Source organism: Candidatus Hydrogenedentota bacterium (assembly GCA_019695095.1).
Taxonomy (GTDB): domain Bacteria; phylum Hydrogenedentota; class Hydrogenedentia; order Hydrogenedentales; family SLHB01; genus JAIBAQ01.
Genome location: JAIBAQ010000194.1, coordinates 1 through 10,889, shown reverse-complemented (window position 1 = coordinate 10,889; position 10,889 = coordinate 1). Strand labels below are relative to the sequence as shown.

General features: G+C 57.1%; 7 protein-coding genes. 3 read left to right on the top strand and 4 right to left on the bottom strand.

The genetic code is table 11. The features are described 5' to 3' along the window. The 4 genes from K1Y02_21965 to K1Y02_21950 form a co-directional block, all read right to left on the bottom strand. A partial coding sequence (locus K1Y02_21965) for a sugar ABC transporter ATP-binding protein (protein ID MBX7259045.1) occupies positions 1 to 1,277 on the bottom strand: 1,277 nt, incomplete at its 3' end. Then, positions 1,274 to 2,227, bottom strand: a complete 954-nt coding sequence (locus K1Y02_21960) for a substrate-binding domain-containing protein (GenBank protein MBX7259044.1) — start codon at positions 2,225 to 2,227, stop codon at positions 1,274 to 1,276. The genes K1Y02_21960 and K1Y02_21965, both read right to left, overlap by 4 nt. A gap of 192 nt (positions 2,228 to 2,419) precedes the next feature. After that, positions 2,420 to 4,018: a hypothetical protein gene (locus K1Y02_21955; protein MBX7259043.1), complete on the bottom strand. Its 1,599-nt coding sequence runs from the start codon at positions 4,016 to 4,018 to the stop codon at positions 2,420 to 2,422. Positions 4,019 to 4,055: 37 nt separating this feature from the next. Further along, the gene (locus K1Y02_21950) at positions 4,056 to 4,436 is read right to left on the bottom strand and encodes a DUF2784 domain-containing protein (protein ID MBX7259042.1); all 381 of its coding nucleotides are present in this window, start codon (positions 4,434 to 4,436) and stop codon (positions 4,056 to 4,058) included. A gap of 202 nt (positions 4,437 to 4,638) precedes the next feature. On the opposite strand from K1Y02_21950, the gene K1Y02_21945 reads away from it, so the two are divergent. The 3 genes from K1Y02_21945 (at position 4,639) to K1Y02_21935 (ending at position 10,833) form a co-directional block, all read left to right on the top strand. Then, the gene (locus K1Y02_21945; GenBank protein MBX7259041.1) at positions 4,639 to 7,371 is read left to right on the top strand and encodes a hypothetical protein; all 2,733 of its coding nucleotides are present in this window, start codon (positions 4,639 to 4,641) and stop codon (positions 7,369 to 7,371) included. 730 nt (positions 7,372 to 8,101) lie between these two features. Then, entirely contained in the window at positions 8,102 to 10,075 is a 1,974-nt protein-coding gene (locus K1Y02_21940; protein ID MBX7259040.1) for a methyl-accepting chemotaxis protein, read from the top strand. 98 nt (positions 10,076 to 10,173) lie between these two features. Further along, positions 10,174 to 10,833: a hypothetical protein gene (locus tag K1Y02_21935; GenBank protein MBX7259039.1), complete on the top strand. Its 660-nt coding sequence runs from the start codon at positions 10,174 to 10,176 to the stop codon at positions 10,831 to 10,833. Positions 10,834 to 10,889 lie beyond the last annotated feature (56 nt).

Below are 10,889 nucleotides of genomic sequence, written 5' to 3'. Positions count from 1 at the left end.
CGCGTGGGTTCGTCGAAAATCAGCACGCGCGACTTCGTGAACAACCATTTCGCCAACACGACCTTCTGTTGATTGCCGCCACTGAGGTTCTGCGCGGTCTGTTCGGTCGACGGGGTTTTGATCTGCAAATCGCGCACGTACTGCTCCGTGATCTCGCGCTCTTTGCGCCGGTTCACGAACAACAGTTTCACCAATTCTTTGAGATTCGCGAGCGAGGTGTTTTCGCGGACCGTCATCCCCAACACAAGACCCTGGTTCTTACGGTCCTCCGTCAAGAGGCCAATACCCTGGCGAATCGCATCGCGCGGCGACTTCACGGTGACGGGCTTTCCATTCAGATAGATCTGGCCCGAATCCAACCGATCCGCGCCAAAGATCGCCCGGGCCACTTCCGTGCGCCCCGCACCCACGAGACCCGTGAGGCCCACGATCTCGCCCCTACGCAGCGTGAAGCTTACGTCCTTGAACACGCCTTCCCGGGTGATGCTCGCGACGCGCAGACCCTCTTCGCCCAACGCGAACGTTTCCTTAGGAAATTCGCGCGTCAACTCACGGCCTACCATCATGCGAATGATATCGTCGCGCGTCACGTCGGACACGTTCTTGGTGGCAATGTATTGACCATCCCGCATGACCGTCAACCGGTTGCCGATCTCGAAGATCTCTTCAAGACGGTGCGAGATGTAGATCATGCCGATGCCCTGCGTCTTCAAATCGCGAATGAGATCGAAGAGCGCTTTCAGTTCGTGATCGGTCAACGTCGCGGAAGGTTCGTCCATGACGATGATCTTCGAGTTGAACGACAGCGCCTTCGCAATTTCCACCATCTGCTGCTGCGCCACGCTCAATTCGTTGACCGCCTGCCGCACGTCCATCGTGACGCCGATACGGCTCAGCAACTCGCGCGCGTCCGCATACATCTTTTTCCAATTGATGAACGGCGTCTTGCCGATACGCGGCTCGCGCCCCAGATAAATGTTTTCCGCGACGCTCAAGTAAGGGCTCAGGTTGAATTCCTGATAGATCATGCTGATGCCCAACTGCTGCGCGTGGTGCGGGGAGTGGATCTGCACGGGCTGACCCGACAGACGAATCTCGCCCGAATCCAGCGGCTGCGCGCCGGACAGGATCTTCATGAGTGTCGATTTGCCCGCGCCGTTTTCGCCTACGAGACAATGCACCTCGCCGGGTTTCAAATCGAGGTGGGCATGATTCACCGCCACCACCCCCGGGAACTGCTTCACGATGTCGTGCATCTCCAATACGAATTCGCTCATTTCCCCTGCTCCGCTTCAAGGCTCGCCTTGTCGATGATCCCCACTTCCACCGGCACTACCTTGGGCACTTCCTTGCCCTCCAGGAACGCCGCTATCGTCTCGATGGTCTTCTTGCCGATTTCGCGCGGAAACTGCACGGTATCCGCTTTCAACGCTTTCCCGGCCAGGATCGCGTCGCGCGCTTCGGGGGTCCCATCATACCCCACGATGACGATTTTGTCCTGCAATCCCGCCGATTCCACGGCGGCCAACGCGCCCAGCGCGGAATCGTCGTTGATGCCAAATATCGCGCTGAGATCGGGATTCGCCTGCAACACGCTCTGCGCTGCCGTCAACGCCTTGTCACGCACCCCGGCGCCCGGCGCGCGCTGCACAACCGACATCTCCGGATACTTCGCCAAGGCCTCGTCAAAACCCTTCGTTCGATCCTGCACCGAGGTCACTTCGGGATTGTCGATGATTGCGACCTTGCCCTTTCCATTCAGGATCTTCGCAAGGTATTCGCCAATAATCCGGCCACCCTGGACGTTGTCCGAAGCGATGTGACACACGACATCGGCGTTCTGCGCGGCGATATCGGCAGTGAACACCGGAATCCCCTTCGCGCGCGCGTCGCTCACTGCCGGAGAAATGCCCGCGGAATCCTTGGGGGACACGATGATCGCATCCACCTTCTGCCGCACGAACGTCTCTATCTGATTGATTTGTTTCTGTCCGTCGAACTCGGCGTATTGAATGCGCAACGTCAGCCCATGCTTGGGAGCTTCTTCTTCGAGGGCCGCCACCAGATCGCGGTAGAACTGATGCCGCTGCGTCAGCAGCGAGGCACCAATCACGCGCGTGGCTTTGACATCCGCACCACCGCTGTTCTCTTGCGTCGCGCTTTGCCCGCACCCCGTCGCCAGCAACGCAAGAAGCGTCACGACGGCCACGCCAATCCGCTTTCTCATTCTTGCCATTCCCGTGACTCCGCCCGTTCGCCGGACACGACTCTCACCCCCAATAACGCACTACTCTACTTGTTCAACTTCCCGATTGGCAATCGGCGCATCGCTTACAGACTAGCGTGTCGCAGGCATCCTGCCTGCGGAAATGTGGCGCAGCCGCCCTCGGCTGCGGTTTCACGGCCATTCGTTCTGTCGTTATGCAATTCCCTCTGCAATCTCTATCCCCAGCGCTGGCAGTTCCACCTCGCGCCGCTTCTCGTTGTAGCGAAGCGATACCTTTGCCGGGGCCTTCTCCAGATTCCACAACAATACCGCATTCGCGGTGGGGTACCACGCGCACACCACCGGCACGTCGTCTTCCACGTAGGGCGTATCTTTCAGATTCGCGACGACTTCCCTCTTCAAAGCAAACAAGTCCGGCAACGTTTCCGCGACCGCTCGCCCGCCTTCGATTGACGTGCTTCCCCCGGCGCGGTAAACCAACGTGCCGTGCTTGCCGTCCGTTGCCGACGGATACGTCCGCGCGTCGTAGTCCGACAGGAACGTCCAGCCGCCGGGCGCCGGTTCCTCAACCACTTCGAACGGCACGCCCGTCGCCAGGAATAGGCTGAACGCGTTGGAATCGCCTACCCACCGGCTTTGTTCGCCCCAATAGTGCTTGAACGGGCCGCGCGGCACATGCCCCGCCACGCGCTCGTGCAGCGCCGCGTTGTGCTTCATCGCGGGCGCGAGCACCTCCCAATGCGTGCGAGGGAACGGCGTGTTGCCGCTCATGAACATCGTGTTGCGCACGTCGGAAATTGTCGTGATGGCCAGCTTCGACGCCATGTTCTCCGCTGAAAGCTTGTCTGGCGGCCACGCCGTGGTCTCGCTGAACGCAAGTTCCGGCGTCGCATACCTCCGATGGAACAGCACGCTGAACAACTCGTTCGTCTTGCCCTTCAGCGGGTCGTAGTCGCCGTCGCTGAAGTGCGATTCGCCCACTCGGAATGGCACACCGGCATAGTCCTGCAAACGAATACCGGCCCGCTCACTGCCCGAATACATCACCATGATGCCGAGCTGCGCTTCCGGCGCGGCAGCGGCCTGCTGGGCGCGAAAACACGCCGTCAGCGCATCGCAGGTGTCAGTAACCCACGCCTTCACCACCGGCGATAACGTGCGCGTGCCTACGTCCGCCAACAGCGCGGCCCACTCGGATTCCCCGTACCCGTGCTTCTCGAGAAAGGCCTTCTTGTGATCCTCGCAGAAACACCCGCCAATATCGTCCGGCGACGGCGCAAGCCGGAAATCGTCATCCAGAAAGATGATGCCGGGATTCGTGGTCTTGATTTGCTTCACGGCGGCCACGTTCTCCTCCGTGATGGGAGGATGCAACGATACGCCGCCGACGCTCTTTCCATCCGGCCGGATGCCGCGTTTCCACGGCACTCCGCTCAGCGCGGGCATGTAATCGGGCGTGGTTTCGGTGTACATCGGATGTCCAAGCGGAATCGTGATGTTGTGGACCGCAAAGCCCATCTTCTCCAGCTTGGTCCGGTACTCGTTCAATTCGGCTATCGAGTGATGCCACGTGCCTTGAAAGAAACACGCCAGCCAGATGTCTCTGACGCCGGCCGCCTTGATGATCTCCGGCAGTTCCGGGTCCGCCTTGATCGCGTCAATCGAGATCGACGCGTGAAAAGTCCTTACCGCTTTTGGCGCAGACGCCGCGAAAGCGCCTTTGCATCCCGCCCAACCCAATCCGGCAACGGTCACACTCTGCTTAATAAACGATCGGCGTGATATCGGCATTGGTCTACTTCCCCCTCGGTTCCGTGTTTGACCTATTCTATCGAATGCGCTCTCGCATGTCCCGCCGGTTCAACAGAACCGACAACAGGGTAGCTATTAGGAAGACACAGAAGGTTGACCCATCCACGACCGCCGCGTTCCAGTCGAGACCGGTCAAGGTGTCCAGAAGAAACTTGATGTAGGAATTCGGCAAGAGCGTGTCCCCCAAGCGTTCCCGGACCCTCCAATGCCATTCGGTACACGGGCAGAAGCCAAGTCCGTAGATTAGCCCTAACCCAAACCACGATAATCCAACCACTCCAACGGTGGCCAGATGGATACGCCGTGTCCTTTTCCACACCCATCCAAACGCCACGAAAACGATGAGAGCAGAGTGAAATAGGAGGAAGGCGGCATCCAGAAACCGGTAGGCGGTCATGACAAAAAGGTGCTCTCGTAGATTGCGATCATGACAAAGTGACCTCGACTCTTTTCCAAACGCCCCAACTTGCGCTATACTCGGGATGTTTAGCCGAAATATCGCAGCGGGGAATCGGTCCAGTAATTACAGGTGATGGCATTGGGGTCGCCCCAGTATCCCCTGTGCGATCTGTCCAGTTCGCCCTTAGGGAGATCCGGTTGTGGTTAGTAAGTATTCCGTATTTGTCGTTCCTCACACGCATTGGGACCGCGCTTGGTATGTTCCTTTTGAGGAGTTTCGTCTTCGCCTCGTTCGCATGATTGATCGACTCGCCGACACCCTGGAAAAAGACTCCGCGTTTTCCTGTTTTGTGCTCGACGGGCAGGCGGTTGTGCTTGATGACTACCTCCAGATACGTCCGCAGGCAGCGGAGCGGCTGCGAGCCCTCATCAAGAACAAGCGCTTGTACGTGGGCCCCTGGTACGTCCTTCCAGACGAATTCCTTGTGAGTCCGGAATCGCTCATCCGCAATCTAATCTACGGACTGAAAATCAGCAAGTCTTTCGGACGCGCCATGAAGGTCGGTTATGTTCCCGATTCGTTCGGTCACATCGGCCAACTCCCGCAGCTTCTTCAGGGTTTTGGAATCGATTCGTTCGTATTCTTCCGGGGACTTGAACAAGAGAAGAAGGACTTGGACCTTGAATTCTATTGGCAGTCGCCCGATGGGTCCAAGGTGCTTGCGTCCCGTCAACACCCCTTCTACGGCAACGGCACACACCTCGGCTACGTCACCAACTGGGGCGATACCGAAGTGATGGTGCAGTCATTCCAGGATGCGGTCGAGAAAGTAGACAAGTCGTGCAAGATGTTGCTGGAACTTACGCGATCGCGCGTTCTCTTGCTTGGAAACGGGATCGATCAAGCCGACCATCAACCCGATTTGCCGCGCATTCTGAAAAGACTGTCGCGCAAGTTCCCGCAGTACGACTTTCGCATCGCATCGTTTGAGGACTACGTCAACGCGCTTCAACGCAGCCTCAACGGAACACGCCTCAAGACCCACAACGGCGAGTTGATATACCGCTTCGGCGACCTGCTGGGAGGCGTCTACTCGTCGCGCATGTACATGAAGATGCAGAACCAGCACTGCGAAGACTTGCTAGAGAAATGGACCGAGCCGGTCGCTGCCGCCGCATGGCTCACCGGATGCCAGCCCTATCCTCAAGACGAGATCGCCTACGCGTGGAAAGAGCTTCTGAAGACCCATCCCCACGACGACGTCTGCGGGTCCAGCATCGATCAAGTACACAAGGAGGCGGTCGTCCGTATGGATGCCGTCGACCAGGTCGGGCGCATGCTGCACCGGACCGCGCTGCGGATGCTGGCGTTGAACGTGGACCACACCCGCCAGACGGGTGTACCGGTTATGCTCTTCAACACGCTGGGAGTCCGGCGAAAGGAAGTGGTCCGCATCGACATCGACCTGTGCCCGCAGTCGGAGAACTGGAAGTCCCTCCAGCTCGTCGACGAAAAGGGACGAGAAGTGCCCTTCGAATGGCTGGGCTCCGAGCGCGTCCATTGGTGGGAAGCCGTCAAGCCCTTCGATGTCGTCCGGCACTGCTGCGAACTCGAAGTGGATTTGCCTGCATGCAGCTACAAGACGCTTTATGCCCGCGAGGGGAAATCCGCCAAACTCACGCCGGCGATCCGCGTAGGCGCCAAGTCCTTCGAAAACAATTTCTATACCCTTGGGATTCAGAGCAACGGGACCCTCACGCTACACGACAAGAAGACCCGGAACCGGTACGAGAATCTTCTCGTATTTGAGGACACCGAAGACTGCGGCGACGAATACAATTGGTCGTACCTTCCCGAGAATTCCGAGACAATTACGACAGAGAAGTCGCGGCCTGCGATCGAGCGCTTGCACAGCGGACCATTCTCCGCCACGTGGCGCATCACGCACACGCTGGAACTGCCCGAGAGCCTCGCCGAAGATCGAAAGCGCCGTTCCAGAAAACGCGCCCGGCTCGTCATCGAAACCGATGTCACCTGCCGTGCCGGCTCTCCCCGCGTGGATTTGGTAACCCGCGTGAACAACACCATTAAGGACCATCGGTTACGCGCTTTGTTCCCCACGCAAATCGAAACCGATACCGTACAGGTGGACGGGCACTTCGCCGTAATCGACCGGCCGATTGCTCATCCCGCGCCGAAAGAAACGAGTCCCTACGGCTGCCCCTTGCCCCCGTACACCACCCAGCACGTGCTACGATTTGCGTCGCTCTCGCAGAAGCGCAACGGCTTTGCCATCATTAACGACGGCATGCCCGAGTTCGAGGTCTTGCAGCACGGCAAAACCCGAACCCTGGCCCAGACGCTATTCAGAGCCGTGGGCTGGCTGGGCCGCGATGACTTTCCCACGCGCCCCTACAGTGCTTCGCCCAAGATACAAGCGCCCGAAGCGCAATGCCTCATGCCCATGGAGTTTCGCTACGCATTCATGGCTCACGCCGGAGACTGGCACCCAGTCATGAACGAGGCCCTACGCCACAACATCGCAATTTGCGCAACCCGCGGAGACATTCACGGCGGTACCGACCTCCGGCAGATGGGCCTGCGTCTCGAAGACGAGCGCGCTCTCCAGAAGTACCTGCCCGTGCCTCGAGATGGGAAGTTGCCGGACGCGATGCAGTTCATTGACCTTGGCGTCGAGTCGCTGATCCTCAGTGCGTTTAAGAAGTGCGAGTGGAACAATAACCTCATCGTACGCGTGTACAACCCCGGGCCGGATACGGTCAAGACGACGCTGAAGCTGTTCAAACCTGTACGAACAGTTTGGCTGACAGACCTCAACGAGAAACGCATCAAGACGTTGCGGTGTGAAGGGGTGAAGGTCCCGATCGAGTGCAAACCGTTCAAGATTGTAACTGTGGAAATTGCTGGATAGGGCCTGCTCCAGAAAAAACCGCGGCACATGCAGTGTTTTAATTGTTTTCTTGACTGCGCGGGTTTGCATCGCTATAATTATTCACGACAGTCGGTCTAGAATTGGACGCATCCTTCTAATCTAGGGGTAGATAAGCGGACAAGTTCTCCATTGACCGAATCAGAATGACCTCCCAAAGTCATCAAGGCTATCAACGAGAGACCGCTTCGGACCTCTGTGCTCCTCCTTAATGTGGTCGCTGAGGTCGTCCGCGCCTGGGAATCCGGGCAAAGTATTCGCCGTAACTGCAGAAAAAGCCCCAAATCTCGTGATACGAAGCGACCAAAAGGAAGAGAGCATTTCCCAGTCTCTTGAGGAAATCCAAGGCGAACGAGCACTTGGGCGTCCGCGCGGTCGAAAAGACAGCCTACTGGTCGAATCGGCAAGAGAAATGTCAGACAGTCCGGTTGCCTGGGGTTTACAGTTGCCAGAAGATATTGTATCAACGATTTTGAATTATATCAGTAATATCAAATGGTGTAAAACGGAAATAAAGCAATTTATGAGCTATACAGGGACAACATTACTTTGGGGGAACGCACGCTCTAAACACTCAAATATGATTATGTTGCACAGCAATTATCCGCAGTCTCGTACGGTCGAATTGGACTAAGTTTCTTCACATTTAACATGCCCGCTACCTACGTATCTCAAACTGCAGGTGTTGAGATATTGCGAAAGGAACGTACCCATGAGCTTACGAGGAAAACTCCTCGCCGCAGGGATCATTCTTACGGTGGCCCCTCTGGCCGTACTTGTATCAATCGTGTATTCACAGAATAGGCAAATGGTCAGTATTTCCGTAGATGAGAGCAAGAAACTGGCCTTTTCGGATCTTGATCACCTCGCGCGAGGGGTTTACTCCATGGTGGAAACCCAACAGGGACAGTTGGACCTCATGATGAAGACGGTCCAGGCCGACTTGAAAGACTTGGGTGGAGTGACGTTGTCGGAAGAAACGGTAGCCTGGACGGCAACAAACCAGTTCTCAAAAGCCACTACCCCTGTTACTCTTCCCAAGCTGCTTCTCGGCGGACAGTGGCCTGGGCAGCAGATACCTTCTGGGACCGAAGCGCCGCTAGTTGACCGCGCTAAAGACCTTACTGGCGGTGTCTGCACCGTGTTCCAGCGCATGAACGACGCTGGGGATATGCTGCGTGTCCTGACGAACGTAACAAATGAGGCGGGGGAACGCGCGATCGGGACGTTTCTGCCTGCCGCCGGTGAAACCGGTTCGGGGAATGCCATCATCGCGGCGATCCTGAAGGGAGAAACGTGTGTTCACCGAACGCCAGTCGGCGACGTATGGTATCTGGCACAGTTTACGCCCATTTACGACGCGAGCAACAAGGTTGCGGGCATGCTGTGCGTGGGGATGCGGGAAGACAGCATGGCCACTCTTCGCAAAGCTATCATGGACGTGAAGATCGGCGAATCCGGTTACATCTACGTTCTGGATTCCAAAGGGAGGTACGTCATTTCTCAAGGCGGAAAGAGCGACGGGAAAGACTTATGGGAAATGAAGGACACGAACGGTCGCTTCTTCATCCAAGATGTCGTGAAGACGGCAAAAGCCCTCAAGCCCGGAGAGATGGGCGAAATACGCTATCCGTTTCAGGGAAGCAACGATACTGTCCCACGCGACAAGACTGTTCGCTTGATGTATTACGCGCCGTGGGATTGGATTATCGGTGCAGGTGTATACGACGACGAACTCCTTGCCGCGTCGAACCGCATTGCGTCACTTGGCCATCGCAGCAACGTCTACCTGATCACGCTTGGCCTAATTGCAGCGGTCTTTGCGGTCATCGTGTGGCTGATCATGTCGTCCCGGCTGTCAACTCGCTTACGTAGAATCGCGGAGACCTTGCAGGAAGGCTCCAACCAGGTCACTTCGGCATCTACACAGGTCGCGTCGGCTAGCCAGGCGCTGGCCCAGGGCGCGAGCGAACAAGCCTCAAGCCTCGAAGAATCCTCCGCGGCTCTCACGCAAATGGCTTCCCGGACACGCCAAAACGCGGAGAATGCCAACCAAGCCAATCTCGTCGCGAAAGAAGCGGCCACGCTCGCCGAAGCGGGGGTGGAATCCATGAGGGCAATGGCCGAAGCAACCGAACGCATTCGCACTTCGTCCCAGGAAACGGCGAAGGTTCTGAAAACCATCGACGAAATTGCCTTCCAGACCAACTTGTTGGCCTTGAATGCGGCTGTCGAAGCGGCGCGCGCCGGTGAAGCAGGAAAAGGCTTTGCCGTAGTAGCGGAAGAGGTGAGAAACCTCGCCATTCGGAGTGCAGACGCCGCGCGCAGCACGGCTCAACTCATCGAAGAGGCCACGCACAATGCGCAAAATGGCGTCGTCGCAACACAACAGACATCCCAACGTTTGAAGAGCATCCAGACCGCCGCCAACAGTGTTGCCACGCTTATCGCCGAAATTTCCGCGGCGTCCAACGAGCAGGCGATGGGCATCGACCAAGTTAACACGGCGGTCGCAGAAATGGACAAAGTCGTTCAGATGAACGCGGCTTCCGCCGAAGAGTCGGCCAGCGCTTCTGAAGAGCTTTCGGGGCAGGCCATGGACGTGGACTCCATGGTACGCGAACTAACAGCGCTGATAACCGGCGCGAAAGAATCCGATGGCAGGGCTCTAATGATTCAAGAGTAGATCCGAGCACCTTTGTCTCTGCACCTTACCAATCGGCGCGTCAAAGTTGGCGCGCCGATTGCTCCATTCTCCGCAAGAAAGACGAAGCGGAGGCGACCATGGCATTCCCAATCCTTGAAGGACTACAACTCGTCAACGGGGTACGGTCCCTGTGGCATGAAATCAAGAGCGGTCGAGATACGGCAAAGACAAACGCCCTAAATGCCTCTAACTCCATGTCTTCCGCAAACTTCGCCGCACTGCTTGCCGCCCAGCTCAAGGCAAATGCCAACACCGCGTCCATGGCAAAATCATTCAATGTTCAGGACCGTCCCCTGCAAACCGCCCTGTCTACCATGAGCGATAACTTTCAGGCAAAACTTACCCAGTTCCGAGAAGCACTCGGCAATATCTTCTCAAATGCCGGAATTACCGGGCTTAACGAACTGGACCTCACCACCGATTCAAATGGGCATGTTGTCGTCGCAAGCGACCACCCACAAAAAGACCGGATTGAGGCATTGTTTGAAGCGCACCCCGCATTGGAACTCATGTTCCAGCGCCTTAGCGCTCAGGCCAGTCTGACTCGTACTGCCCTCGACCAATTCCCCTTGGGTGGATATCTGCTCGATCCGCAAGGCGCTGTTCAAAACTATGGGCAGCTCCTTTCGGGAACAAACAGCCCGCAGCAATTTCACCTGGTCATTGGTCCGAACGGTATCAGCACCTACTTTGGCGAACAGGAATCCACCGGTACCGGCACAGCCAAGATAGTGTAGATTTCTCACTCCCCCACCCCGAGGAACCAGTCCGCAATTTGCACCGGCGCGATTGA

Coding starts and splice junctions, on each gene's coding strand:
- K1Y02_21960 (MBX7259044.1), bottom strand. CDS start 2,227: ATGAGAAAGCGGATTGGCGTGGCCGTCGTGACGCTTCTTGCGTTGCTG.
- K1Y02_21935 (MBX7259039.1), top strand. CDS start 10,174: ATGGCATTCCCAATCCTTGAAGGACTACAACTCGTCAACGGGGTACGG.
- K1Y02_21955 (MBX7259043.1), bottom strand. CDS start 4,018: ATGCCGATATCACGCCGATCGTTTATTAAGCAGAGTGTGACCGTTGCC.
- K1Y02_21940 (MBX7259040.1), top strand. CDS start 8,102: ATGAGCTTACGAGGAAAACTCCTCGCCGCAGGGATCATTCTTACGGTG.
- K1Y02_21950 (MBX7259042.1), bottom strand. CDS start 4,436: ATGACCGCCTACCGGTTTCTGGATGCCGCCTTCCTCCTATTTCACTCT.